This window comes from Rhodococcus sp. NPDC004095, from assembly GCF_053604015.1.
Genome location: NZ_JBSGGS010000008.1, coordinates 77,590 through 102,828, shown reverse-complemented (window position 1 = coordinate 102,828; position 25,239 = coordinate 77,590). Strand labels below are relative to the sequence as shown.

The window sequence follows — 25,239 nt, the reverse complement described above, 5'->3', positions numbered from 1 at the left end:
TCGTCGTGTCGGTTGTCACAAATGCGACGAAAACCTTCTGGTTTGTTTCCGGTCGGAACCGCGTGGTGCCCTGCGGGGACGCCGTTCTATACCAGTAATTGTGTTGTGTCATCACGCAACACGCCGCTCGTGACCATCTCGTGATCATCGCCTACGGTCGTTTCAGCTCGAAACAACCGGGCTACCGCCGACCCGCTACCGCTCGATCCTGTCCCGCGGGCCGGACGCCACCAACTTCCCGGGACAGGAGTGGGACGACGACACGCTCAGGGCGCACCGCGAGTGCGGCCCGGGCCCGTCACGCCGGCGGCAAGGAGAGGATTCATCCGAATGACTCGCTTCACCCCCAAGCGCGCCCTCGGCGCCGTCGCCGCCACCGCTGCTCTCGCCGCCGTCCCGATGGCGCTGAGCGCAGGCACCGCCTCGGCCGCCACCCACAACTGGGACGGCGTCGCGAACTGCGAAAGCAGCGGCAACTGGTCCACCAACACCGGTAACGGCTTCTACGGCGGCCTGCAGTTCACGCAGAGCACCTGGGAGGCCTACGGCGGCTCGGGTCAGGCGAACCACGCCAGCAAGGCCGAGCAGATCCGGGTCGCGGAGAACGTCCTCGCCGGGCAGGGTGTCGGTGCGTGGCCCGTGTGCGGTCAGTACCTGACCGCCGGTGTCTCCGACATCGCCGAGCCGGTCGCTCCGGCCCCCGCGCAGACCCCCGTCCAGGAGGCCGCCACCCAGATCGCCGAGTCCGCCCCGGTTCAGACCCTCGGCGCGTCGAGCTACGTCGTCCAGGCCGGCGACACCCTGTCGCGGATCGCCGCCGATCACGGTGTCGACCTGTCGGTGTTCGCCAAGCAGGTGTCGAACATCGACCTGATCTTCCCCGGACAGGTGCTCGCCCTGTCCTGATGCGGTGATGCCGCTGCGCCGCCCGGTCACCGTCTCAGACGGTCACCGGGCGGTCGCGTTGCACCAGGCCGCCGACCTCGATCCAGCCGTTCGGGGTCAGGCGGGTGAGGATCTTCGACCCGCGTCCCTGGGTGATGTGCAGGTTGCGCCGGAGGTGGTCGGTGATCCGGATGGCCGCGGCGCCGGTCGCCTCGTCCTCGGGAACCCCGAAGTCCGGGGCGAACATCCGCGCCGCGATGGCGCCTTCGCCCGCCCATGCCCACACGTAGTGGTGGCCGTCGGTGAACGACGTCGCGTCGACGGCATGTACGGCCGCGCTGTCGGGTTTGCAGTGCAGCGTGAACTCCGGCGCCCAGTCCGCCTTCGCCCGGACCCAGGTGACGCCGTCGCTGGTGTGCGTCGCGACGGGGCCGGCGGGGACTTCCAGGGTGTCGACCCGCAGTCCCTGCTCGGTCAGCCACCAGGACACTCCGACCGTGGGGTGTCCGGCGAAGGGGAGTTCGGTTGCGGGGGTGAAGATCTGGGCGGTGGTCGCCTCCGCGTTCGGCTGGGGTAGATCGACGAAGACGGTTTCGCTGAACCCGAGCTTCGTCGCCAGCCGTTGGCGATCCGGCGGCGACACCTGGGCCGCGTCGACGATGCCGAGCGGATTGCCGTGGCGCCCATCGTGATCGGTGAACACCCGGACGACGTCTACCTGAATGCTCATCGTAAAACGATACCGCCGTACCGAGTGACGAAAGGTGCACTTCGCGTAACGATCCCGGCGCACGCGCCTCGGTGACGAGACGGACCGGACGGTCGTCCCAGTCGTGCTTCGCCGGCGCCCTCGGCCTGGAGGAACGCGTCCCGGGTGCCGGCGGCGGCGCGAAGCCGTCCGAGAGGTAATGGCGATAGGTTTCGGTACACTGATAGGCGTGTCCGATCAGACCTATCAGCCCACCCTTGCGCAGCTGCGCGCGTTCGTCGCGGTCGCCGAATATCGCCACTTCGGCACTGCGGCAACCCGCCTCGGCGTGAGTCAGCCCACACTGTCGCAGGCGCTCGCCGCGCTGGAGTCCGGCCTCGGTGTGCAGCTGATCGAGCGCAGTACCCGCCGCGTGCTCGTCACCGCCGCGGGCGCGGCCCTGCTGCCTCAGGCCAAGCAGATCCTCGACGCCGCCGACGGATTCGTCGCCACGGCTGCCGGAGTCGGCCACGCCCTGTCCGGTCCGTTGCGAATCGGGCTGATCCCCACCGTCGCGCCCTATGTGCTTCCGGCGTTGCTGCCCGCGCTGAGCAATGAGCTTCCCGCCGTCACCCCGCAGGTCGTCGAGGACCAAACCGCGCGGCTGCTGGAGGCGCTGCGCGGCGGCGTGCTGGACGTGGCAATGCTCGCGTTGCCGTCGGAGGCCTCCGGGGTGGTTGAAATACCCTTGTACGACGAGGATTTCGTCGTCGTGGTGCCCCGAGGTCACCGGTTGGCGGGGCGCATGGACCTCGCGCCCGGAGTCCTCGACGAGCTGGCCTTGCTGCTGCTCGACGAGGGGCACTGCCTGCGGGACCAGACCCTCGACCTGTGCCGCTCGGTGAATGCGCACCCGATTGCCGGTGACACCCGCGCCACGTCGCTGACCACCGTCGTGCAGTGCGTCGCCGGCGGTCTCGGAGTGACTCTGGTGCCCGAATCGGCGGTCGAGGTGGAGACCGCGCGTGGGGACCTCGCCACCGCGCGGTTCGCCGCGCCCGTGCCGGGCCGCACGATCGGGCTGGTGTTCCGGGCGTCGAGCACACGCGTGGAGGCTTACAGCCGGCTCGCCGACATCGTCCGTTCCGTCGCTCCCGCCGGTGTGGCCCTGCGTCCGTGAGCCGGCCGCTCGTCCGGTTCCCGCCGGGCCGCGCCGAGTGCTCCGCCGACGCCGACCCCCGGGGTCGGGGAGTGGCCGGACGAGCGGTCCTGCGCGCGGTGGCGAAGAATCCGGGTGGGAAGATCGTCGAACACGACCTGCGACCTCCCGTACCCGGGCCCGCAGGCCACCGATCAGGACGTCCGTCGCGTCAGGGCGACGGCGTCACGACCCGACAGTTGAAGGAGAGACAGGCGTGAGCACCAGTGTCATCGTGGCGGGGGCCCGGACCCCGATCGGCAAGCTGTCGGGCGCGTTGGCGTCGTTGACGGCGGCGGACCTCGGCGGGCGGGCGATCGCCGCCGCGATCGAGCGCGCAGGCGTCGGGACCGACGGCGTCGACGCCGTGGTCATGGGCACCGTCGTCCAGGCCGGGGTCGGCCCGAACCCGGCGCGTCAGGCGGCGGTCGCGGCGGGGCTGCCGATGACCGTGCCCGCGACCACCGTCAACAACCTCTGCCTGTCCGGGCTCGAGGCGATCATGCAGGCCGACCGGTTGATCGCGACCGGAGCCGCCGACGTCGTCGTGGCCGGCGGCATGGAGTCGATGACGAACGCCCCGTACCTGGTGCGCGGCGCCCGGCAGGGCCTCAAGTACGGCTCCACCGGCTTCGAGGACGCGCTCGACCGGGACGCGCTGACCTGCGCGTTCGACGGCATCTCCATGGGTGCGTCCACCGAGCGCTACCAGGCGTCGGAGAACATCTCCCGTGCCGAGCAGGACGAGTTCGCGGCCCGCTCGCACCGTCTCGCGGCGGAGGCGACGGAGTCCGGCGCGTTTGCGGCGGAGATCGCCCCGGTGGAGATCGCCTCCCGCAAGGGCACCGTCACGGTCGCCGTCGACGAGGGCATCCGCGCCGAGACCACCGTCGACTCGCTCGGCAAGCTGCGTCCGGCGTTCGCGAAGGACGGCACCATCACCGCCGGCGCCTCCTCGCAGCTGTCCGACGGCGCGGCCGCGGTGGTCGTGATGCGCAAGGACCTCGCCGAGGCCCGCGGCATCGAGTGGCTCGCCGAGATCCGCGCGCATGCGCTGGTCGCCGGCCCGGACACCTCTTTGCTGCACCAGCCCGCCAACGCGATCGAGGCCGCGCTCAAGCGCGACGGCGAGACCACCGTCGCCGATCTGGACCTGTTCGAGATCAACGAGGCGTTCGCGGGTGTCTCCATCGCGTCGATGCGCCAGCTCGGTGTCGACGCCGACAAGGTCAACATCCACGGCGGCGCGATCGCGGTCGGACACCCGGTCGGTATGTCCGGCGCGCGAATCGCCCTGTCCCTGGCGCATTCGCTCAAGGCGGCCGGTGGCGGCAAGGGCGCGGCCGCACTGTGCGGCGGTGGCGGTCAGGGTATCGCCATGATCCTGTCCGTGTAAGCAGCTGCGCTGCCTGTCGCGCTCGTGGTGGCTCCCTACCGCGAGCGCGCACAGGCGCGTCAGCGCCTGCCGCGTTTGGCGGCGGGCTTTCCCTTGCCGCCCTTGGTGTTTCGCTGGACCGGCACCTTGCCCGCCTCGACACGGGCCGCTCGTTTGGCGGCCGCCTTCTGCGACGCGGTGCGTTTGGGTGCCGGTTCGTCGGTGCCGCGGCCGCGAGACGAGTTGGCGCTGCGCCCACGCACGATGCCGACGAACTCCTCGACGAGCTCGGTGGTCCGGTCGGCAGGCCAGGCCAGGGCGACTGGGGAGACCGGGGCGTCGGTGACGGTCCGGTAGGTCAGGTCTTTGCGATGATGCAGGCGCGCCAGGGACTGCGGCACCACCAGCACGCCGACACCGGCCGCGACGAGTTCGACACCCTCGGCCGTCGTGTCGGGACGGTGCTGCGCGGCGGTGCCCGGCCGGGTCGGCCACTCGAGCGCATCGTCGTGCGGGTGCAGCAGGATCTCATCGGCCAGATCCACCGCGGAGACCTCGTCGGCGGCGGTGATCACATGGTCCTTCGGCACGACGACCACCGGGGTCTCCTCGTAGAGAGCGATCACGCTCAGTCCGTCGCGATCGACCGGCAGACGCACCAGCCCGGCGTCCGCGCCGCCCGAACGCAGCAGGTCCGGGGCCTCGGCGGCGGTCACGGTCACCAGCTCCAGAGGGACGTCGGGCAGGCGTTCGCCCCAGATGCGCACCCACTTGGCCGGGGTGACGCCGGGCACGTACGCGAGCCGGAACGGAGTGGGTGCGGCGGGCTCGGTCATTCCGCCAGGCTACCGGGCCGCCGCGGTCGTGACGGCGCTCGATAGGCTGGAGCCATGAGTGCGCAGAAGACACCCCAGACGATGAAGCCGGCCACCGCCGCGAAGAAGCTGGACGTGTACCTCGAGGCCACCCCCGCCGACTTCCGGGAGGGTGCCGTGTCCCGGGAGCAGCTTGCGGAACTGCGCACCAACCCGCCGCAGTGGCTGCAGGACCTGCGCGCCAACGGCCCACACCCGAAGAACGTGGTCGCCGCCAAGCTCGGCGTCTCGATCGCCGGGCTCGCCCGTGGCGGCGTCACCGAGGCCCTGACCACCGAGCAGATCGATGCCCTGCTCGGTGACCAGCCGGACTGGCTCGTCGCCGAGCGCGCGAACCTGGTCGAGGTCCGCAAGGACGAGAAGCGGATTCGCGAGCAGCAGGTGGCGCAGCGGGAGGCGTCGAACCGCAAGCAACGCAATGCCAAGCCGATCCTGCACCCGCAGGACTGAAGGCGGCACCGCGTAACGCGTGGCGACGCGAACGCGATGGGCTGATCGGTGTCCGGGGGAGCACCCGGACACGCCTGGTTTGGACGTCACCACTGCTGATGAGGAGCGCCACGCGTGTCGAACCCGCATGACATGAGTTCGGATCCAACCGTCATCATCCCGCGTGTGGATCCGGCCCAGGTTCCCTCGTCGACCCCCGAACCGGGCGCCGGCTCGGGGCGACGTGGGAAGGCGATCGCCGCCGGAGCCTCCGTCGCCGCCCTGGTGATCGGCGCGTTCGCGGGTTACCTCGTGGGCTCGAACGGGTCGGACACCGAGACCGCGACGCCGGTCGCGGCAACCACCGTCGTCCCGACGACCACCGCTGCCGCGCCGGTACCGGGACCCGGACAGTTCCTCGCGGCGTCCGGCACCGTCGACACGATCGCGGGCAACACCTTCGTCCTCAAGGCCGCGGACGGCACCAAGGTCACCGTCGGCACCACGGGCACGACGCGCATCATCACACTGAAGGGCGACACCCTCGGTGATCTCGAGGTCGGCGACTCCGCAGTCGTCCAGGGCGCGCAGTCCGGCACGGACTTCGCCGCCGACCTGGTGATCGCCGGCGCGCTGCCCGGACTCGTCCCGACCACCGCCGCGACCCCGGAACCGGAGCCCGAACCCGTCGCGGCACAGCCGGCGCCGCGACAGCAGTCCGCCGCACCCGTCGTGACCGAGGCGCCGACGCAGCCGACCCAGACCCAGAGTCCTGCCGCACCCGCACCCGCGCCCGAGGCCGACGACGAGATCGGCCCGAGCGGCGGCTACGGTCCGCAGGGCGACTACGGGCCGAGCGGCAACTACGGCCCGAAGGGCGACTACGGACCGAAGGGTGACTACGGACCCAAGGGCGACTACGGCCCGAACTGATCGGGTCGCATGCGCAGTCGGGTAGTCCGCTACTCGTGTCAGACCGTCGAGCGCGACCTAGCGTCGGTCCTGCTGATGGGCGCACACGAAGCGAAGCACCGCCCGAACCGGTCACCTCGGCCGGTCCGCCCGGGCGGGACGGCTTCCCGACGCGGAAGGATCCGCCATGATGGCGAAGCACGAGGTAGTCCAGGGAGACACGCTCTCGACGCTGGCCGAGAGGTACTACGGCGATGCTCGGCTGTTCCGGGTGATCGCGGTGGCCAACCACCTGCCGGACCCCGACCTGATCCTGGTCGGCCAGGAGCTCGTTGTCCCGTATGTCACCTACCGGCACCGGGTGGTGGCCGGTGACACCAAATCCGGGCTGGCCGCGAAGTTCTCCCACGACACCGCCATGCGCGGCGTGATCGAGATCGCCAATCACGCCGCGCAGAGGGACATCAGGGTGGGCGAGTGGCTGCTCATCCCCGACCTGGGTGATGTCGGGCACCACACTCTGGTCGCCGGCGAGACGCTCCAGGACCTGGCGCTTCGCTGGTACGGCGAGGCGAATCTGTGGCCGATCATCTCCATCGCCAATCACCTCGAGGACGAACCACCCCTGGGGACCGTGCTGATCCAGCCTCGGCTGAACGGACGGCACACCGTGGTCGCTGGTGACACCCTGTCGCAACTCGCGCTGGAAACGTACGGTCCCGGAGACCTCGACACCAAGGTGGCCCTCGTCGCGGCCGCGAATCTGATTCCCGACCCGAACCTGATCCGCGTCGGGCAGGTCCTCTTCTTCCCGTCGACGAACTGACGGAACGCCCCTCACCGAGCGTGTGCGGACTTCGATCCCACGCGGCGGGTGACCGCCATCCGGAACCCCTCCGGCTTGAACGTCAGCTGTTCGCGCACGTCGAGCGTGTAGGCGGGGTCGGCCGTGAATTCGTAGCGGTGCAGGATGGTGGCGAGCGCGAGAATCATTTCGTGGTATGCGAACTGCCTGCCGATGCATGCCCGGATTCCGGTGCCGAACGGCTTGTACCCGTGGCCGGGCCGCGCGCGGACCTGCTCCGGCAGGAACCGGTCCGGCCGGAACTCGCCGGCGTCGTCACCCCACACCGCCGGATCGCGGTGGACCCGCTGCAACACCACCATCAGCATCTGCCCCTTCTCGAAGGGGTAGCGGCCGCCGAGGACGGTGTCCTGCTTGGCTTCCCGGAAGTACCCGGGAGCCGTCGGCCACAGCCGCAGCGTCTCGTCGAGAACCCGGCGGACGGCCCGGAGCTTCGCCACCTCCTCGAACCGGACGGGGATGCACGGCGCCGACATCGGCGCAGCCCACAACGCGTCGACCTCCGCGCGCGCCCGAGGCGCCTCCTCCGGATGCCGCGCGAGCAGGTACAGCGCGAAAGCCAATGCGGACGAGCTGGTTTCGTGTCCGGCGACGAGGAACGTGAGGATCTGGTTGCGCACGTTGACGGCGTCGAGGCGCTCGCCGGTCTCCGGGTCCCGGGTGGCGAGCATCAGGTCGAGCAGGTCGAGTGGCTCGTCGTGGGGACGGGCATGCCGGTCCGCGACGACATCGTCGACGACCGTGAACATGTGCTCGATGTTGCCGCGGTGGTCGCGAGCGCGGCCCGTGACGCGGTCGTACAGGGCACGTCCGGGCACGGGGACACCCTGCTTCTGCACGTACCCGAGCGCACTGATCATCGCCCGGATGAACGGGTCGAGGTCGGCGCGGTCGAACGAGCCGAAGCGGTAACCGAACCCGCAGCGGCCGATCGTCTCGAGTGTCAGTTTCGTCATCTCGGCCGCCACGTCGAGCTCACCGGGGGCCGAGTCCCATGCCGCGCACATCTCGTCGACGACCTCGACCATCGTGTCGTGGTACGACCGCATCGCCGACTGGGTGAACGCCGGTGCGAGGATCGCGTGCGCCTTCGCCCAGTTGGGTTCGTCGTTGTAGGCGGTGAACAACCCGTCCGCGACGATGGGGCGCAGCAGCTGCAGCGGTCGCGCGACCGCCTTCTGCCACACGGCATCGTCGTTCACCTCGGCCGCGAGGTCCGCGCCGCCGACGAACGTCAGACGCAACCCCAGGATGCGGCGCTGGTAGATCGGCCCCAGCCGGTCGAGCATCCGCGCGGTCTTCTGCATCGGCCGTACCGGGTCGAGCCCGAGCACGTCACCGAGAATCGGTACCCGCCGGGGCGGGTGTGGTGGTCGCAGAACCCCCGACATGACATTCCCCCTCTTCGTGTGGAGCGAAACTCCGCTCACCCCTCGATCACTTCGAACTCGTCGAAGACGACCTCGCCCGCGGCGTCGGATTCGGCGAGGTTGACCTCGCCGACCAGTGCCCAGCCGTGGTCGCCGTTCGGGTCGGCGAGGGTCTGCCGCACGCGCCACAGTTCCGCCTCCCGTGACACCGTGAACAGCTGCGGGCCGCGGGCGTCGGGTCCGGTGCCGATCTCGTCGTACTCGTCGAAGTACAGCTCCATCAGCTCCGACCAGTCCTGCTCCTCGAGCCCGTCACCCAGCTCGGCCAGCAGGTCCCATCGGTGCCGGGACGCCAGCTCCACTCGCTTGAACATCGCATTGCGGACCATGACGGTGAACGCGCGGACGTTGGCCGTGACCGGGCGCGGGATGTCTGCGCCGAACGCGACCTGCTGGTCGTCGGACTCGACACCAGGGTTGGTGAGCTGCTCCCACTCGTCGAGCAGCGACGAGTCGACCTGGCGGATCAGCTCGCCGAGCCACTCGACGATGTCCTCGAACTCCTCGGTGCGCGCGGAGTCGGGAACCGTCTGCCGCAGAGCGCGGTACGCGTCGGCGAGGTAGCGCAGCACCAGGCCCTCGGACCGGGCGAGGCCGTAGTGGCTGACGAGTTCGGCGAACGTCATGGTCTTCTCGATCATGTCCCGCACCACCGACTTCGGGGACAGCGCGAACTCCGACACCCACGGGTGCCCGCCCCGGTACGTCTCGAACGCCGGGTACAGCAGCTCCTCGAGCGGCTTCGGCCAGGTGATGTCCTCGAGGAGTTCCATCCGCTCCTCGTACTCGATGCCGTCGGCCTTCATCTGCTGCACGGCCTCACCGCGGGCGGCGTGCTGCTGCGCCATCAGGATCTGCCGCGGGTCGTCGAGGGTGGACTCGATCACCGACACCACGTCGAGGGCGTAGGTGACGGCGTCGACGTCGAGCAGTTCGATGGCCGCGAGCGCGAACGGCGACAGCGGCTGGTTGAGCGCGAAGTCGCGCTGCAGGTCGACGGTCAGCCGCGCCCACGAGCCGTTCTCGTCCGGCTCGTCCAACTGCTCGACGATCCCGGCCTGCAGCAGGCCGCGGTAGAGGGCGATCGCGCGACGGATGTGCTTGCGCTGCTGCGGCCGCGCCTCGTGGTTGTCCTCGAGCAGGTGTCGCATCGCGGTGAAACAGTTGCCGGGCCGGGCGATCACGTTGAGCAGCATCGAGTTCGACACCCGGAACCGGGAGGTGAGCTGCTCCGGGGCGGCGGCGACGAGACGTTCGAACGTCGGCTCACCCCACGAGACGAAGCCCTCCGGCGGCTTCTTGCGCTGAATCTTCTTGAGCTTCTTCGGATCGTCACCGGCCTTGAGAACGAGGCGGTGGTTCTCGATCTCGTGCTCGGGCGCCTGAACCACGACGGTGCCCATGGTGTCGAACCCGGCGCGGCCGGCGCGGCCGGCGATCTGATGGAACTCGCGCGCACGCAGGTGCCGGGTGCGGGTGCCGTCGAACTTCGTCAGCCCGGTCATCAGGACGGTGCGGATCGGGACGTTGATGCCGACGCCGAGGGTGTCGGTGCCGCAGATGACCTTGAGCAGGCCGTCCTGCGCGAGCCGTTCGATCAGGCGCCGGTACTTCGGCAGCATGCCCGCGTGGTGCACGCCGATGCCGTGCCGCACCAGCCGGGACAGCGTCTTGCCGAAGCCGGTGGTGAACCGGAATCCGCCGATCGCGTCGGCGATCGCGGCCTTCTCCTCCTTGCTGCACATGTTGACGCTCGTCAACGCCTGCGCGCGTTCGAGGGCGGCGGCCTGCGTGAAGTGCACGACGTACACCGGCGCCTGGTGCGTGGTGACCAGTTCCTCGATCGTCTCGCCGATCGGTGTCCTCGCGTACGAGAAGGTCAGCGGCACCGGCCTTTCGGTGCCCCCGACCACCGTGGTGGGCCGGCCGGTACGGCGGGTGAGGTCATCCGAGAAGAACGACACGTCGCCGAGGGTCGCGGACATCAGCAGGAACTGGGCGTTCGGCAGTTCGATCAGCGGCACCTGCCACGCCCAGCCACGGTCCGGTTCGGAGTAGTAATGGAACTCGTCCATCACGACCTGGCCGATGTCCGAGTCCGCGCCCTGCCGCAGCGCCAGGTTCGCGACGATCTCCGCGGTCGCGCACACGATCGGCGCCGACGAGTTCACCGACGCGTCGCCGGTCATCATGCCGACGTTCTCGGCGCCGAACACTTCGCACAGCGCGAAGAACTTCTCGCTCACCAGAGCCTTGATCGGCGCGGTGTAGAAGGTGCGCCTGCCGTCCGCGAGCGCGGCGAAGTGCGCACCGATCGCGACCATCGACTTGCCCGACCCGGTCGGGGTGGACAGGATGACGTTCGCGCCCGAGACGATCTCGATCAGCGACTCCTCCTGCGCGGGATACAGCGTCAGCCCGCGCTCCGATGCCCAGCCGGCAAAGGCGTCGAAGAGGGAGTCGGCATCGGGGGAGTCGGGGACCAGATCGGAGAGCAGCACCGATACAGGCTATTCGAGAAGGTGGACCCGGGGTGCCCTGGTGTCAGGTGGCGCTGCGTTCGTCGGCGCCCATCGCGTCGAGAACCGCCTCGCGGGTCGCGCTGGGACCGGTGATCTGCGATTCGCCGACCCCGTCCGCGAGCATCTGCCTCCACCTGTCGTGGTCGAATTCCATCGGCCGGGTGGTGGCGACGAAGTCTTCGATCACGCGCAGGAACCGGATCGGGTCGTCGTGGAACGGGAAGTGCCCGCTGCCGGGGAAGATCTCCAGGCGGGAGTGGGGGAGCGCGGAGTGTGCGAGGTGGGCGTGACTGACCGGGATGACGGCGTCGCGGTCGCCCCAGATGATCTGGACGGGCAGGTCGGCGGTCAGGTAACAGCGGTCGAGCATGGTGACGACCTGACCGCGCCAGTCGACGACGGCCCGCAGGGTGCGCAGGAACGCCTCCCGGGCGGTGGGGTCGGGCAGGTCGCGCAGCACCCGGACCAGGTCGGGTGTGTCGTGGAAGAGCGCGGCACCCTTGAACGGTCCCCGATACAGGTGGTCCGCCACCTGGCCGAGCGCCCCGACCAGCGTGAGTGCCCCGGGGATCTGCAGCAGGCGCAACGCCTCGTTGGCGATCGGGAGGGCCGCGAACCGCAGTGCCGGGTTGACGTCCTTGGTGACGCCGCCCGGGGAGACCACCACGAGGCGTTCGATCATCTGCGGGAACTGGTACGCGAACTGCAGGGCGACGCCGCCGCCGAGCGAGTGGCCGACCACCGTCGCCCGGTCGAACCCGAGGACCGTCAGCAGGTCCCGCATGCCGTTGGCGTACGCGGCGATCGAGTAGTCGGCGCGCGGCTTGTCGGAACGCCCGTGGCCAAGCAGATCCGGCGCGATCACGGTGAAGTTCTTCGCCAGGTGAGGGATGACCTCGTTCCACGTTGCCGAGTTGTCACCGATGCCGTGGATCAGGAGCAGCGCCGGCCCGCTGCCGGCCATCCGGAATGCACGCCGGTATCCGTGAATGGTCCGGAACGCGAGGCGGGGTTCGGTGTCGGGCACCGGACGCAATGCGCGGGTTCGGTCTCCGCCCATGGGTCACTCCTGTCGTTCGTCGGCTCCGTACCCCTGACAACAGGGTGTTTCGTTGGCCGACCTACCGAGCGATGATTTGGACGATCGTATAGATGAACTCCTCTGCGCGCCTGATAACTGTAAAACGGATTTACAGGTCGCGCCCGCCGGGCCCGTCCCCGAGGCCGGGCCCCTCGTCGTTGCCGTCGAGTTGGGCGAGGAAGCGCTCGAACTCGGCACCGAGTTCGTCGCCGCTGGGCAGTTCGCTGTCGGTGGCCAGCAGGCTGGACTGCTGTTCCTGCGCGGTCACGTACGTGTCGTACTGGCGTTCCAGCGCGCGCACCACGGACTCGACCTCTTCGTTCCCCGTGACCTGGGCGTCGACCTGCTCTCGGACCCGTGCGGCGGCCTCGCCGAGCGCCGCCAGCGGCAGCGTCAGCTCGCCGGCCTCGCCGACGTGTTCGAGCAGGGTCTCCGCGGCCGCCGGGTAGTCGGCCTGTGCCAGGTAGTGCGGGACGTGCACCGAGTACCCCATCGACTCGTGCCCGTGCTGGGACATCCGGAGTTCGAGCAGCGACGACGCGCTCCCGGGGATGCGCAGGTCGCCCGGCCAGCCCTGGTTCTCACCGATCAGGTCCGGGTTCGCCGAGTGCGCAGTCACGCCGAGGGGGCGGGTGTGCGGGACCGCCATCGGGATCGCGTTCAGCCCGATGGTGCGGCGCACGCCGAGCTGTTCGGCCAGCAGCCGCACCGCGGTGGTGAAGCGCTCCCACCTGAGGTCCGGTTCCATGCCGGCCAGCAGCAGGAACGGGATGCCCTCGGTGTCCTTGACGGCATAGAGATTCAGTTCCGGGGCGTCGTAGTCCGTGAAGTGGTTCGACTTGAACGTCATCGTCGGCCGGCGCGACCGGTAGTCGATCAGCTCGTCCACGGCGAACGAGGCGACGAGTTCGGTCTCGAGGCTCTCGCGGAGGTGGGTCGTGGCGAGCTTCACCGCGTGACCGGCGTCGGAGAACCCTTCCAGCCCGTGCACCAGGACCGGGCCGCGGCCGTCGTTGGCAGACACCACCGGGGCCGGGAACTCCAGCTCGTACATGCCCGACTGCTCGTCCATCGTTCACAACCCCTTCGCGTCTTCGTTGTCGACCAGTGTCCCTTACCGGTCGGCGGGGCGCGTCACCCCCGGGTCTCGCGCCCACACTCGCCTCGATCAACGTGACGGGCGGGCACATCATTCCCTGTTCGTTGCCGGTTTCGGTGTTCGCTGTCGGCGGACGCGCCGTGGCCTTCGGCGGCGACCGGTCGTCGAGCTGGCAGAGTTGGGGCACACGCCCGCGATCGCCGAGAGGACCTTGTCGTGACACGCCGAATCCTGGTGGCCGGAGCCGCCGCCGTCACCCTCGCCGTCGCCGGGTGCTCGTCGAACGTCTCGGGGGTTGCGGAACCGGTCGGGGGAGCCGCCGTCGTCTCCGGAGGCACCGCCGCCCCGAAGGCCGGCGGCGCGTCGACCGATCGGATCGCGGCGCCGCTGTCGTCGATGCTCTTGACGCCCGAGAACTTTCCGCAGCCGTACCAGGCGATCGTGCTGCCGGAACAGGCGGTCGAGCAGGCCGCCGCCGACCTCGACGGGATCCCCGCCGGTGCGAAGGTGGACCCTGCCGGCTGCAAGCCTCCGCCGCAGAACTTCGGTCCCGACGCCACCGCCCTTGTCGTCGGCACCGACAACGCCGCCCGGGCCACCATCTCCATCGAGCTGACCCGCGTCGACGCGCCCCTGTCGGACCGCGCCGCCGAGATCGACCGGTGTCTCGAGGTGACCACCACGAAGAACGGGGCGTCCGCGAAGGTCACCACCGTCGTGCTGCCCGCCCCGCCGCTGAACGCCGACGACACCCTCGCCCTGCGGCAGACCGTCTCCTCCGGCAATGCCGACCAGTCGGTGACCCAGTCGATGCTGCGGCTCTTCGCTCAGGTCGACGACGTTCGGATCTCCGCCACCTACATGTCGTTCGGGGACGGCGCCCCCGATTCGGCGACGCTCGACCTGCTGTTCACCGAGGCGGTCCAGAAGGTCAACGCGGCCGCGAAGTAAAGCCGCGCGCGCGGGATTGGGGACGGCACGCGAATCCGTCCACAGGCCGGGCGAATTCGGCCATCGCGGACCGGTTGGCGTCGCGGCCGTCGGGGACGGTTCGTGCATGGCAACCATGTACCCGAACAGTCCGCACGGACGGGTTCACCTCAGCGACCCCGCAGACCTGATCGCCGCCGTCCCCGCGCTGCTCGGCTTCCGGCCGCACCGCTCCCTCGTGGTGATCTGCCTGGGAGGTGTCCCGGCGACGGTGCAGGCCGTGATGCGACACGACCTCGCGGGCACCGCCTCGAACTGCGACCGCCTGTCCGTGGACCGTCTCGCGGCGCTGTGCGAACGAGCCGGCGCCGCCTCCGTGATCGTCGTGGTCGTCGACGACCGAGCGCACGGCGACGGTCCGATCCACGACCTGCACCACGCCCTCGTCGACCTCCTCTCCGCGTCCCTCGCCGAGGTCGGCGTCGCGCTGGCCGGCGCTCACGCGGTCACCGGCATCGAAACCGGTGCGCAGTGGTGGGGTCTGCTCGGAGATCCGCGCCACGGCACCGTTCCCGACCCGACCGCATCGGCGGTGGCCGTGGCCCAGGTGATCCGCGGCCGCCCGATTCGCGCGTCGCGGCTCGAACTCGAACGAATCCTCGAGCCGCGCCCGCGCGCGGACCGGGACCGCGTCGCACGCCTCCTCGCATTGGCCCGGCATCCGACGTCGCGGGCGCGGCCGCGGTCCGTCCGCTCCGCGCTCGAAGACGTGCTCGCGCGCATCGCCTCCTCCGACGGAGCCCTCTCCGACGAGGGGGTCGCCGCGATCGCCGTCGCTCTGGAGGCACCGGCCGTGCGCGACTCGGTGCTCGCGCTCGCGATCACCGAACTCGCCGATGCCGCCGAACGGGCATGGATCGTCATGGCCCGGGCACTGTCCGGGCCCGCCCGCGCCGAACCGGCCGCGCTGCTCGGGTTCAGCGCCTACGCCCGCGGTGACGGACCACTCGCCGGGGTGGCCCTCACCGCCGCCCTCGACGCCGACCCCGGGCATCGCCTCGCCGGGCTCCTCGACGACGCCCTGCACGGCGGTATTCGTCCGGACGTGATCGTCGACCTCGCCCGGACCGGCCGCGACGTCGCCCGGACCCTCGGCGTGACCCTGCCGCCGGCCGCGTGAGCGCGAGTGGCGGCGGAGGGACTACCGGAAGTTCCGGGACACCAGCGCGTCCACCAGGTCGGCCGTGGGGAAGTCGGCCATCACCGCGCCGGTCCGCCCTGCCGGATTCGCGGTGAGGAAGGCCTCCGTGCGGTCGAGGATCCCGATGACACCGGGCCCGCCCCGCGCCACGGTGACCGGAACGGTCCCCGTCGCGAGTGCGACCGGATTTCCGGTTCCGCTGAGGTGGTTGACGAAGAAGGTGGCCGGAGAGCCGGACGCGGCCCGCTCGAACTGCCCCCGGACCAGTTCCCACTTGCGGTCGACCTCGCCGAGTCCGGCGAGCTCGTAGGTGTCCTGGATGTCGGTGCCTGCGCCGCCCCAGAGCGGACCGTACGAGGCCGAGCCCGGGAAGTCCTGGATCACGACGATCTTGCCGCGCACCGCACCGAGAGCCGGGAAACCACTTCCGGCGGGAGCATGCCACAGGTGTTGCCGGAGCCGGTCACGCGTTTCGGCGTTCTCGTCGATGTACCAGTTCAACGTGTCCTCGTAGCCGCGGGTGTTCTCGGCTGCCGTGTACTCCTCCTTGAGTCGCATCACGACGGCCTCGGTCGGGTGATCGCGCAGGAAATCCGTCACCTGCACAACGACATTCGTGAAGTTGGTGTGCAGGTACTCGACCCCGTGATGGATCGGGAACACGTCCCGGAAATGGCGGGTCCGAACGTCGAGGACCCGGATTCCGGCCCGCAACTGGGTCGGGAGATCGTGGTCCTGGGTGAGGGCGAACACCGACGCCCCCATCGCCATCGTGTCGTGGGTTCCGGGCAGCGACAGCTCCGACAACCCGACGTCGTCGGGAAGCCCGCCCATCCAGTCCGGATTCTCGGCCCGATCGAGCCCGCTGTCGGCGACCGAGCCGGAGGAACTGCCCAGTGCCGGCGTACTGCCGGAATCGGCGGAACCGGTGGTGGCCGCGGCGAGCGGCGCCGGAATCAGGAGGAGTGCGGTGACGAGGGCGAACAGTGAACGCCTCGCGCGCCCTGCACGCACAACCCGGAGGTGCACCGCCACAGCAGATCCGTCCTTTGCTCACGCGCATCGACAGGGAGCCGTCGACGGCCCACGAACGGAGTGCAGCATCGCACGTCGGCTCGCGGCGCGGTCGGGATCGCGAGATACGGCACCGCACGGGCCGGTGTGCGCGGCCCGTGCGGTGTCTGTCAGCTCCGCCCTGCGGCGTGCGAACGATCGCCGAGGGCCTGGAGATAGGCCCAGGCGTCCGAGACGATCTCGTCGAGGTCGGTGTGCTGCGGCTTCCACCCCAGTTCGGCGATCGCCTTCTCGCTCGACGCGACCAGGACCGCCGGGTCGCCGGCACGCCGGGGTGCGTCCTCCGACGCGATCGGAAGACCCGTCACCCGCCGGCACGCCGTGATCACCTCGCGCACACTGAAACCCGCGCCGCTGCCGAGGTTGTAGACGGAATGCGTTCCGGCGGTGGCGTGGTCGAGCGCGAGCAGGTGCGCGTCCGCGAGGTCGAGGACGTGGATGTAGTCGCGCACCGCGGTGCCGTCGGGCGTCGGCCAGTCGGTGCCGAACACCGATATCTTCTCGCGCTGGCCCAACGCCACCTGGAGCACCAGGGGGATGAGATGCGTTTCCACCACCCGGTTCTCGCCCGCGCCCCGGTACGCGCCCGCGACGTTGAAGTAGCGCAGGCTCGTCGCGGCCAGACCGTAGGCGTTCGCGTACGAGGTGATCGCGTGGTCGATCGCCAGTTTCGTGGCGCCGTACGGATTGGTCGGCCGCGTCGGATCGTCCTCGGTGATCGGGGTGCGGTCCGGTTCCCCGTAGGTGGCCGCCGTCGACGAGAACACCAACCGCGGGGTGCCCGACGCCCGCATCGCCTCCAACAGCGCCAACGTCGTGACCACGTTGCCCTGCCAGTACTTGGCCGGTTCGAGCACCGACTCGCCGACCAGCGACTGTGCCGCGAAATGCAGCACGCCGTCGAACCCGGGATCGCGGCTGAGCACCTGTGCCGCCGCGGTCGCGACATCGCCCTCGACGAACTCGGCGCCGACCGGGACCGCATCGGCGTTACCGGTCGACAGGTCGTCGACGACGACCACATCGTGACCGCGTTCGAGCAACACGGTCGCGCACACACTGCCCACGTAACCGGCACCGCCGGTGACCAGAAGTCGCACCTGGAATCAGACCTGCTTGACCTGGACGGCGTGCGCCATCTCCGCGGGCAGATCGACACCCTCGTGACCCGGGACGGTGATCGTCACCGAATCCGGGTGGGTCTCGACCGTCACGCGGGCATTGGGCACCACGCCCGCATCGCGCAGCTGTCCGATGATCTCGGGGTCCGACTGCACGTGCTCGGCGAGCCTGCGCACCACCACCGCTGTGGGCTGACCCGGCGGCACCTCGGTGAGCCGGATCAGTGTCTCGGCGCCCTCGTCGGCATCGAGGCCGAGCTGCGCGAGACCCGGGATCGGGTTGCCGTACGGGGAGGTCGTCGGGTTGTTGAGCACCTTCACCAGACGGCGCTCCACCTCCTCGCTCATCACGTGCTCCCAGCGGCACGCCTCCGCATGCACCTGATCCCACTCGAGGCCGATCACGTCGACCAGCAACCGCTCGGCGAGCCGGTGCTTGCGCATCACCGCGACTGCGAGATCGCGGCCCTTCTCGGTCAGTTCCAGGTGCCGGTCACCGGCGACCAGCAGCAGTCCGTCCCGCTCCATGCGGGCCACGGTCTGGCTGACGGTCGGGCCACTCTGCTCGAGTCTCTCTGCGATCCGGGCCCGCAGTGGCACAACGCCTTCTTCTTCAAGGTCGTAAATCGTCCGGAGGTACATCTCCGTGGTGTCGACCAGATCCTTCACGCTCACGCCCCTTCGTTCGCGGTGATTCTACCGGGGGGATCCGACGAATCGTTGCCACACGCGCTGAGCGTGCGACTCACACCACACGCGGCACATGGTGTACAACGCCGTGCGCCGCTCGCGCCTTCCCACCGAGCGCCAGTAGCGTGACCTCATGGCCGACAAGTCCCCTCCTGTCACCCCGCATCGCGGCGCCGACGGCGTCGTCGTGTGGAGCCCGGACTATCTGAACTATCGGTGGAGTGCGGACCACCCGATGAATCCCACCCGCCTGGACCTGACCATGTCCCTGGCCCGGGGGCTGGGGCTGATCGAGGGCGCCGAGATCGTCGCCCCCGACCCGGCGAGCGACGCGGACCTGTTGCGGGTCCACACCCCCGGGTACGTCGCGGCCGTCAAGGCCGCCGGGGTAGGCCCCGCGCAGGGCCTCGCGGACGCGCGCGCCGAGGGGGAGGCCGCCCCGCACGGACTCGGCAGCGAGGACAACCCGATCTTCCCGCACATGCACGAGGCGAGCGCGATCCTGGCCGGGGGCACGCTCGCCGCCGCCCGCGAGGTCGCCGCCGGGCGCACCCGGCGGGCAGTGAGCATCGGGGGCGGCATGCACCACGCGATGGCCGACTGGGCGTCCGGGTTCTGCGTCTACAACGACGCGGCGATCGCGATCTCGTGGTTGCTGGACAACGGATTCGACCGGATCGCCTACATCGACGTCGACGCCCACCACGGCGACGGGGTGCAGCACGCCTTCCTCGGCGATCCGCGTGTGCTGACCGTGTCCATCCATCAGCACCCGGCCACCCTGTGGCCCAACACCGGCTGGTCCAGCGAGGTCGGATCCGGTGCCGGGGAGGGCACCTCCGTCAATGTGCCGGTGTTGCCGGGAACCGTGGACTCGGTGTGGCTGAGGGCATTTCACGCGATCGTGCCCGCCGCGGTCGCAGCGTTCAAACCCCAGATCGTCATCAGCCAGTGCGGCGTGGACAGTCACCGGGAGGATCCGCTCGCGGACCTCTCGCTGACCGTGGACGGCCAGCGTGCCGCGTTCCGTGCGATGCGCGACCTCGCCGACCGGTACGCCGACGGACGCTGGATCGCCGTCGGCGGCGGTGGCTACGGACTCGTGCGGGTGGTGCCGCGTGCCTGGACCCACCTGATCGCGACCGCGCTCGACCGCGACCTGGATCCGACGGTGGCCGTCCCCGCGGCCTGGAGGGAGCGGGTCGCGGCGATGGCGCCGGGCGTCGATCTGCCGACCACCATGACCGACGGCGGGGTGACCGACCACCTGCCGTGGGACGGTCCCGGCGGCACCCCCGAGACGGGCGTGAACACCGTCGACCGGGCACTGGTCCGCGTCGACGCCGCCATCATCGCCACCCGCAGGGCCAGCTTCCCGCTGCTGGGCCTGGACCCGGAGGACCCCCGTGACTGACATCACCAACCCCGACTCGACCCCGCAGCCGATCCGGCCCGCCTTTCCCTCCCACTGGATCGCGGACGTGCTCGCCACCGACGGCGGCGCCGTGCACCTGCGTCCGATCACCCCGGAGGACGCGGACCGGCTGGTCGCGTTCCACGCCAAGCTGTCCGAGCGGACCCGCTACCTGCGCTACTTCGGGCCGTACCCGACGATGTCGAACCGGGACATCGTGCACTTCACCACCGTCGACCACCACAATCGGGTGGCGTTCGTCGCGATCCTCGGCGACGAGATCATCGCCGTCGGTCGGTACGAGCGACTGCTCGAGGTCGGGGACGGAAAGTCGGCCGAGGTGGCGTTCGTCGTCGCCGACGAACACCAGGGCCGCGGCCTTGGACCGATCCTGCTCGAACACCTCGCCGGCGCGGCCGCCGAGAACGGCCTGACCATGTTCGTCGCCGAGGTCCTCGCCGAGAACCGCAACATGGTCTCCGTGTTCCGGGAGGCCGGTTACCAGGTCAGCCGCAGCTTCGACGGCGGGGTGCTGCGACTCGAATTCGCCATCGACCCGACCGAGGCGCTGCTGACCGTCCGCAACGCCCGGGAGCGGGCCGCCGAGGCGCGCAGCGTGCGCAACCTGCTCAGTCCGCAGTCGGTGGCGGTGATCGGCGCGTCCACCGACAACGGCAAGGTCGGCAACGCGGTCCTGCGCAACCTGCTCGAGGCCGGGTTCACGGGGCCGGTCTACCCGGTCAACGCCGAACACCGGTCGGTGCGCGGCGTGCGGGCGTACCCCTCGGTGCGGGACATCCCCGACGACGTGGACCTCGCGGTGGTCGCCGTGCCCGCCGAGGCGATCGACTCCGTCCTCGACGACTGCCTCGCCAAGGGCGTCAAGGCGCTCGTCGTCGTGTCCTCGGGGTTCAGCGAGACCGGGTCCGACGGCTACACCTCCGAGCGCAGGCTCGTGCACGCCGCCCGCGCCCACGGCATGCGACTGGTCGGCCCGAACGCGCTCGGTGTCGCCAACACCAACCCCGCGGTGCAGTTGAACGCGACCCTGGCGCCGGTGCTTCCGCACGGCGGCAAGGTGGGATTCTTCTGTCAGTCCGGCGCTCTCGGCATCGCGATTCTCGACGAGGCGGCCCAGCGCCGCATCGGGTTGTCCACTTTCGTCTCCGCCGGCAACCGCGCCGACGTCTCCGGCAACGACCTGCTCCAGTACTGGGACACCGACCCGGAGACCGAGGTCGTGCTGCTGTACCTGGAGTCGTTCGGCAACCCGCGCAAGTTCTCGCGGATCGCGCGGCGGGTCGCCCGCAACAAACCGGTCGTCGCTGTCAAGTCCGGCCGGCACGCCGTCCCGCCCGCGCTGAAGGCGAACGCCGTCGAGATCGACGACCCGATCGTCTCCGACCTGTTCGCGCAGGCGGGTGTCGTGCAGGTGGGGTCGATCGCCCAACTCTTCGACTGCGCGGTGCTTTTCGGCTACCAACCGCTGCCCGCGGGACCGCGGCTCTCGGTGGTCGGCAACTCGTCGGCGCTCGGCGTGCTGGCCGTGGACGCCGCACGCTCCCAGGGGCTGGAGGCGGGCGACCCCGTCGATCTCGGAGCACAGGCCGGTCCGGAGGAGTTCGCGGGCGCGGTCAGCGCGGCGATCGAGGATCCCGACGTGGATTCGGTGATCGCGGTGTTCGTGCCGCCGGTCGCGATGGACCCGGAGCCCTACGCCAAGGCGGTGCGCGACGCCGCCCGCGACTCCGGCAAGCCGATCGTGACCACTTTCCTTGCTGCCGAGGGTATTCCGGACGTGCTCGCGGTGCTCGGCCCGGACGGCAACCCGATCCGCGGCTCGGTGCCGTCCTATCCGGAACCCGAGCGGGCGGCGTTGGCGCTGGCGCGGGCGTGGCGCTACGCGCAATGGCGCGACAAGCCGATCTCGCAGGTGGTGCGGCCCGACGGTATCGACGCCGCCCGCGCCGCCGAACTGGTGGACTCGTGGCTGGCGGACAGCGGCGGCGAGGGGCGGTGGCTGACCGACTTCGAGGCAGCGGAACTTCTGGCGTGCTACGGCGTCGCGATCGCCCAGTTCGCCGCCGCGTCCAGCGAGGCGCAGGCGGTCGCCGCGGCCGAGGCCCTCGGCTATCCCGTCGCGGTGAAGGCCACCCGTGAGCAGTGGCGGCACCGCCCCGACCTCGGCGGGGTGCGCCTCGACCTCGACACCGAGGACGCCGTGCGCCGGGCCTACCGCGACCTCGCGGCGGCATCGGGGGACCCGCTGCTGTACGTGCAGAAGATGGCGACGAAGGGATTCGGCTGCGCCATCGGCGTGCAGGACGACCCGTCGTTCGGGTCGCTGATCTCGTTCGGGCTCGCCGGTGTGATCTCCGACCTGCTCGGGGACCGCGCCTACCGGGTGCTGCCGCTGACCGAGGAGGAGGCCGGCGAACTCATCGACGCGCCGAAGGCCGCACCGCTGCTTGCCGGCTACCGCGGCGGGCCGGGAGTGAACAGGGCGGCGCTGGTGGATCTGTTGCAGCGGATCTCGGCGCTGGGGGACGACCTGCCCGAGGTGCGGGAACTGGTCTGCGAGCCGGTCCTGGCGAGCGAGAGCGGCGCCGAGATCACCGACTCGCGGGTTCGGATCGGACCCGAACCGAGCACGCGCGTCGACCTGGGGCCGCGCCGCCTGCGCTGAGCCACCCACGTCCGGCGCAGCAGGCCCACGGACACGGACGTGGGCCCCGGACACAGACGCGCCGGCCGATCCGTCGCTCCCGAGGGGGGAAGGAGCTTCGGATCGACCGGCGCTGGTTCGTGGGGGAGTGACGTCAGCTGGCGTAGGACCGCAGGCGGTCGGCCCGCTCGCCCTGACGCAGCTTGCCCATCACCTCGCGCTCGATCTGCCGGACCCGCTCACGGGAGAGGCCGAAGATCTTGCCGATCTGATCGAGCGTGCGCGGCTGGCCGTCGTCGAGCCCGTACCGCAACCGGATCACCTGCTGCTCACGCTCGTCGAGCGTGGCGAGCACGCTGCGAACGTCGCTGTGCAGCAGTCCGGCGATGACGGCATTCTCCGCGGACGTGGCCTCGGAGTCCTCGATGAAGTCGCCGAGCGGCGCCTCCTCGTCGGTGCCGACCGGCATGTCCAGGCTCACCGGGTCGCGGCTGTGGTCGAGCAGGTCCGCGATCTTCGCGGCGGGGATGCCCGATTCCTCCGACAGTTCCTCGTCGGTCGCCTCCCGGCCGAGCTGCTGGTGCAGTTCCCGCTTGATCCGGGCCAGCTTGTTCACCTGCTCGACCAGGTGGACGGGCAGCCGGATCGTGCGGGACTGGTCCGCCATGCCGCGCGTGATCGCCTGACGGATCCACCAGGTGGCATACGTCGAGAACTTGAAGCCCTTCGCGTAGTCGAACTTCTCCATCGCGCGGATCAGGCCCAGGTTGCCCTCCTGGATCAGGTCCAGCAGCGGCATCCCGCGGCCGGTGTACCGCTTGGCCAGGGAGACGACCAGGCGCAGGTTGGCCTCCAGCAGGTGACTGCGGGCCTTCTCGCCGTCGCGGACGATGGCGGCCAGGTCGCGCTTCTTGTTGGCCGTCAGGCGCTTCCCGGTCTCCAGCACGTGCGCGGCATACAGTCCCGCCTCGATCCGCTTCGCAAGCTCGACCTCATCCGCGGCGGTCAGCAGCGCAGTACGCCCGATCCCGTTCAGGTAGACACGTACCAGGTCTGCGGCCGGGGACTGGGCATCCAGATCCTCGGGAGTCGGGCGCGCTCGGCGGGTGGTGGGGCTCGTCATGACCTGCCTCCTCATCGGTGGTCTCTCATGTGGTTCAACGCCCCGCCACCAGGCAAAGTTCCCGTGCGATCTCCGTCACATCGCCGCTGACCTGCAGGTTCCCGCCACTCGACCTGAGAAGTTACTGAGAAGAACGATCGCCGGGAACCGGCTTCACATTCCCACCGGGAGCACCAGACCGTGCCGGACCAATCCGTGCACGAGTGCGGCCGCCGAACCCGCGAGCGGATCGGCGTCCTCGCCGTGCGCGGCGGCGAGCAGTTCGACCAGTTCCCCCAACGCCAGCCCGTCCGGACGCATTCCACCCAGCAACGCCGCCGCGAGCTCGTCCACCTCGTGCTGCCACGCCGGACCGTCGCCCCGGTGCAGCCGCGCCACGACCTGCTGCCACCCCTCCTCACCCGGCAGGTACACCCGCTCCAGCGCAGTGGCCGGGGCGACCTCGAACCGCTCCGCGAGGACGTCCCGGTCCCGCAGCCACGCCGCCCGGTCCAGGTAGCCGAGTGCCTCGTCGCCCAGCGGATCGCTGTAACCGTGCCGCAGATCCTCGGCCAGCACGTCCGACGGGGCATCGGTGCGGCGCAGGTACACGAACCCGAACCCGATTCCCTCGACATCGCTGTCGGCGAAGTGCGCCAGCCACGACTCGGCCTGCGCGGCGGTCGCCGGATCCCGCGGGTCCAGCCCAGCGTCACGCATCCACGTCCCCACGTACAGCGCGGGATCCGCGACGTCGCGCTGCACGATCCACGCGTCGACACCGTGAGCAGGCAGCCACGACGCGACCCGCGACCGCCAGTCCTCCCCGGCGACGTGCACCCACGACGCCAGCATCGACGCGGTCCCGCCCGGATTCAGGTGGTCGATCGCCCGCGAGATCATCAGCTCGCTCGCCCCGTCGAGGTCCAGGCCCGAGTCCCGGTAGGTGTGCTCGACCCGGGCCCGCCCGACCACGAACGGCGGATTCGCGACGACCCGATCGAACGTCCGCCCCGCGACCGGCTCGAACCACGACCCCGGCAACAGTTCGACGTCCACACCGTTGAGCGCGAACGTCGCCGCCGACAGGTCCAGCGCCCGCAGGTTGATGTCCGTGGCCGTCACCGCCCGGGCGTACCCGGCGGCGTGCAACGCCTGGATGCCGCAGCCCGTGCCGACGTCGAGCACCGTTCCGGTCCCGGCCGTCGGGGTGCCGCGCAGCAGCGACAGCGACGCATGCCCGACCCCGAGAACATGGTCGGGGGCCGTGGTCCGCGGCCGCATGCTGCCGTCCAGGTCGGAGATCACCCAGCGGTTGCCCTGCCCGAGATCCATCGGCCGCAGGTCCAGCGCCGGCCGCACCAGGTCACCGTCGCGTTCGAGCAGCCCCGCCGCGACCGCATGGTCGAGATCCACCGGCGCGAGCGCCGCTGCGACCTCGCTCGCCGGGCAGTCGTCGCCGAGCAGGAACAACCGGACCAGCACCCCCAGTTCGCCGGCGTCCCGGGTCGCGCGGCGAACCGGCACCGGTTCGCTGCGGCCCAGAGCCGCGTGCGCATCGTCGCCGAGTGCCTCCAGGACGGCGTCGGCGGTGTAGTCGGTGCGGTGCAGGGCCTCGCGCAGCGGGCCGCACAGGGAGAGGAGGTCGCGGTTCACGCGGCCATTGTCTCAGTGGGGACGGCG

General features: G+C 70.4%; 21 protein-coding genes. 10 read left to right on the top strand and 11 right to left on the bottom strand.

What is annotated here, in order from left to right:
* The first annotated feature begins 330 nt into the window (after positions 1 to 330).
* A complete protein-coding gene (locus ACWEPG_RS17005) occupies positions 331 to 906 on the top strand; it encodes a transglycosylase family protein (RefSeq protein ID WP_450114355.1) in 576 nt (191 codons plus the stop codon).
* 34 nt (positions 907 to 940) lie between these two features.
* Here the strand turns inward: ACWEPG_RS17005 and ACWEPG_RS17000 are convergent, their stop codons facing one another.
* Positions 941 to 1,615, bottom strand: coding sequence for a PhzF family phenazine biosynthesis protein (locus ACWEPG_RS17000; RefSeq protein WP_450114356.1), 675 nt, complete (start codon positions 1,613 to 1,615; stop codon positions 941 to 943).
* Between the two features lie 208 nt (positions 1,616 to 1,823).
* On the opposite strand from ACWEPG_RS17000, the gene ACWEPG_RS16995 reads away from it, so the two are divergent.
* Together ACWEPG_RS16995 and ACWEPG_RS16990 are read left to right on the top strand one after the other, a co-directional pair.
* The gene (locus tag ACWEPG_RS16995; protein WP_450114357.1) at positions 1,824 to 2,753 is read left to right on the top strand and encodes a LysR substrate-binding domain-containing protein; all 930 of its coding nucleotides are present in this window, start codon (positions 1,824 to 1,826) and stop codon (positions 2,751 to 2,753) included.
* A gap of 235 nt (positions 2,754 to 2,988) precedes the next feature.
* Positions 2,989 to 4,167 (top strand): acetyl-CoA C-acyltransferase, encoded by a 1,179-nt coding sequence (locus ACWEPG_RS16990; RefSeq protein ID WP_450114358.1) that lies wholly within the window; start codon positions 2,989 to 2,991, stop codon positions 4,165 to 4,167.
* A gap of 59 nt (positions 4,168 to 4,226) precedes the next feature.
* Here the strand turns inward: ACWEPG_RS16990 and ACWEPG_RS16985 are convergent, their stop codons facing one another.
* Positions 4,227 to 4,982, bottom strand: coding sequence for a LysR substrate-binding domain-containing protein (locus ACWEPG_RS16985; RefSeq protein WP_450114359.1), 756 nt, complete (start codon positions 4,980 to 4,982; stop codon positions 4,227 to 4,229).
* Between the two features lie 54 nt (positions 4,983 to 5,036).
* Here ACWEPG_RS16985 and ACWEPG_RS16980 point away from each other — a divergent pair, with 54 nt between their 5' ends.
* The 3 genes from ACWEPG_RS16980 to ACWEPG_RS16970 all read left to right on the top strand — a co-directional run bounded on the left by ACWEPG_RS16980 (position 5,037) and on the right by ACWEPG_RS16970 (position 7,188).
* A complete protein-coding gene (locus ACWEPG_RS16980; protein ID WP_450114360.1) occupies positions 5,037 to 5,471 on the top strand; it encodes a DUF5997 family protein in 435 nt (144 codons plus the stop codon).
* 132 nt (positions 5,472 to 5,603) lie between these two features.
* Entirely contained in the window at positions 5,604 to 6,383 is a 780-nt protein-coding gene (locus ACWEPG_RS16975) for a hypothetical protein (protein WP_450114361.1), read from the top strand.
* Positions 6,384 to 6,549: 166 nt separating this feature from the next.
* Entirely contained in the window at positions 6,550 to 7,188 is a 639-nt protein-coding gene (locus ACWEPG_RS16970; protein ID WP_450114362.1) for a LysM peptidoglycan-binding domain-containing protein, read from the top strand.
* 11 nt (positions 7,189 to 7,199) lie between these two features.
* On the opposite strand, the gene ACWEPG_RS16965 is transcribed toward ACWEPG_RS16970, so the two are convergent.
* From ACWEPG_RS16965 to ACWEPG_RS16950, 4 genes are all read right to left on the bottom strand, one after another.
* Complete coding sequence (locus ACWEPG_RS16965) at positions 7,200 to 8,618, bottom strand: cytochrome P450 (RefSeq protein WP_452594836.1); 1,419 nt, start codon at positions 8,616 to 8,618, stop codon at positions 7,200 to 7,202.
* Positions 8,619 to 8,653: 35 nt separating this feature from the next.
* Entirely contained in the window at positions 8,654 to 11,158 is a 2,505-nt protein-coding gene (locus tag ACWEPG_RS16960; protein ID WP_450114364.1) for a DEAD/DEAH box helicase, read from the bottom strand.
* 43 nt (positions 11,159 to 11,201) lie between these two features.
* On the bottom strand, positions 11,202 to 12,239 hold the full coding sequence (locus ACWEPG_RS16955; RefSeq protein WP_450114365.1) for an alpha/beta fold hydrolase: 1,038 nt from the start codon (positions 12,237 to 12,239) through the stop codon (positions 11,202 to 11,204).
* 130 nt (positions 12,240 to 12,369) lie between these two features.
* Complete coding sequence (locus ACWEPG_RS16950) at positions 12,370 to 13,332, bottom strand: proteasome assembly chaperone family protein (protein ID WP_450114366.1); 963 nt, start codon at positions 13,330 to 13,332, stop codon at positions 12,370 to 12,372.
* A gap of 243 nt (positions 13,333 to 13,575) precedes the next feature.
* On the opposite strand from ACWEPG_RS16950, the gene ACWEPG_RS16945 reads away from it, so the two are divergent.
* Together ACWEPG_RS16945 and ACWEPG_RS16940 are read left to right on the top strand one after the other, a co-directional pair.
* Positions 13,576 to 14,310 carry a sensor domain-containing protein gene (locus ACWEPG_RS16945; RefSeq protein ID WP_450114367.1) on the top strand — a complete coding sequence of 245 codons (735 nt, stop codon included), beginning with the start codon at positions 13,576 to 13,578 and terminating at the stop codon, positions 14,308 to 14,310.
* 106 nt (positions 14,311 to 14,416) lie between these two features.
* The gene (locus ACWEPG_RS16940) at positions 14,417 to 15,469 is read left to right on the top strand and encodes a DUF4192 domain-containing protein (RefSeq protein WP_450114368.1); all 1,053 of its coding nucleotides are present in this window, start codon (positions 14,417 to 14,419) and stop codon (positions 15,467 to 15,469) included.
* 21 nt (positions 15,470 to 15,490) lie between these two features.
* On the opposite strand, the gene ACWEPG_RS16935 is transcribed toward ACWEPG_RS16940, so the two are convergent.
* From ACWEPG_RS16935 to ACWEPG_RS16925, 3 genes are all read right to left on the bottom strand, one after another.
* A complete protein-coding gene (locus ACWEPG_RS16935) occupies positions 15,491 to 16,525 on the bottom strand; it encodes a phosphatidylinositol-specific phospholipase C (RefSeq protein WP_452594835.1) in 1,035 nt (344 codons plus the stop codon).
* A gap of 149 nt (positions 16,526 to 16,674) precedes the next feature.
* Positions 16,675 to 17,664, bottom strand: coding sequence for a UDP-glucose 4-epimerase GalE (gene galE / locus ACWEPG_RS16930; protein ID WP_450114370.1), 990 nt, complete (start codon positions 17,662 to 17,664; stop codon positions 16,675 to 16,677).
* Between the two features lie 6 nt (positions 17,665 to 17,670).
* Positions 17,671 to 18,354 carry an iron dependent repressor, metal binding and dimerization domain protein gene (locus ACWEPG_RS16925; protein WP_450114388.1) on the bottom strand — a complete coding sequence of 228 codons (684 nt, stop codon included), beginning with the start codon at positions 18,352 to 18,354 and terminating at the stop codon, positions 17,671 to 17,673.
* Between the two features lie 154 nt (positions 18,355 to 18,508).
* Between ACWEPG_RS16925 and ACWEPG_RS16920 the strand changes: the two genes are divergently transcribed.
* Together ACWEPG_RS16920 and ACWEPG_RS16915 are read left to right on the top strand one after the other, a co-directional pair.
* Positions 18,509 to 19,789 (top strand): acetoin utilization protein AcuC, encoded by a 1,281-nt coding sequence (locus ACWEPG_RS16920; RefSeq protein WP_450114371.1) that lies wholly within the window; start codon positions 18,509 to 18,511, stop codon positions 19,787 to 19,789.
* A 1-nt stretch (position 19,790) separates the two neighbouring features.
* A complete protein-coding gene (locus ACWEPG_RS16915) occupies positions 19,791 to 22,475 on the top strand; it encodes a bifunctional acetate--CoA ligase family protein/GNAT family N-acetyltransferase (RefSeq protein ID WP_450114389.1) in 2,685 nt (894 codons plus the stop codon).
* A gap of 133 nt (positions 22,476 to 22,608) precedes the next feature.
* On the opposite strand, the gene ACWEPG_RS16910 is transcribed toward ACWEPG_RS16915, so the two are convergent.
* Together ACWEPG_RS16910 and ACWEPG_RS16905 are read right to left on the bottom strand one after the other, a co-directional pair.
* On the bottom strand, positions 22,609 to 23,577 hold the full coding sequence (locus tag ACWEPG_RS16910; protein ID WP_450114372.1) for a sigma-70 family RNA polymerase sigma factor: 969 nt from the start codon (positions 23,575 to 23,577) through the stop codon (positions 22,609 to 22,611).
* Positions 23,578 to 23,730: 153 nt separating this feature from the next.
* On the bottom strand, positions 23,731 to 25,212 hold the full coding sequence (locus tag ACWEPG_RS16905; protein WP_450114373.1) for a DUF7782 domain-containing protein: 1,482 nt from the start codon (positions 25,210 to 25,212) through the stop codon (positions 23,731 to 23,733).
* Between the last annotated feature and the right edge of the window lie 27 nt (positions 25,213 to 25,239).

What these genes read in the sequence shown, in the direction of transcription:
- ACWEPG_RS17005 (WP_450114355.1), top strand. Translation starts at nt 331, where the DNA reads ATGACTCGCTTCACCCCCAAGCGCGCCCTCGGCGCCGTCGCCGCCACC.
- ACWEPG_RS17000 (WP_450114356.1), bottom strand. Translation starts at nt 1,615, where the DNA reads ATGAGCATTCAGGTAGACGTCGTCCGGGTGTTCACCGATCACGATGGG.
- ACWEPG_RS16985 (WP_450114359.1), bottom strand. Translation starts at nt 4,982, where the DNA reads ATGACCGAGCCCGCCGCACCCACTCCGTTCCGGCTCGCGTACGTGCCC.
- ACWEPG_RS16980 (WP_450114360.1), top strand. Translation starts at nt 5,037, where the DNA reads ATGAGTGCGCAGAAGACACCCCAGACGATGAAGCCGGCCACCGCCGCG.
- ACWEPG_RS16975 (WP_450114361.1), top strand. Translation starts at nt 5,604, where the DNA reads ATGAGTTCGGATCCAACCGTCATCATCCCGCGTGTGGATCCGGCCCAG.
- ACWEPG_RS16970 (WP_450114362.1), top strand. Translation starts at nt 6,550, where the DNA reads ATGATGGCGAAGCACGAGGTAGTCCAGGGAGACACGCTCTCGACGCTG.
- ACWEPG_RS16965 (WP_452594836.1), bottom strand. Translation starts at nt 8,618, where the DNA reads ATGTCGGGGGTTCTGCGACCACCACACCCGCCCCGGCGGGTACCGATT.
- ACWEPG_RS16955 (WP_450114365.1), bottom strand. Translation starts at nt 12,239, where the DNA reads ATGGGCGGAGACCGAACCCGCGCATTGCGTCCGGTGCCCGACACCGAA.
- ACWEPG_RS16950 (WP_450114366.1), bottom strand. Translation starts at nt 13,332, where the DNA reads ATGGACGAGCAGTCGGGCATGTACGAGCTGGAGTTCCCGGCCCCGGTG.
- ACWEPG_RS16940 (WP_450114368.1), top strand. Translation starts at nt 14,417, where the DNA reads ATGGCAACCATGTACCCGAACAGTCCGCACGGACGGGTTCACCTCAGC.
- ACWEPG_RS16920 (WP_450114371.1), top strand. Translation starts at nt 18,509, where the DNA reads ATGGCCGACAAGTCCCCTCCTGTCACCCCGCATCGCGGCGCCGACGGC.
- ACWEPG_RS16910 (WP_450114372.1), bottom strand. Translation starts at nt 23,577, where the DNA reads ATGACGAGCCCCACCACCCGCCGAGCGCGCCCGACTCCCGAGGATCTG.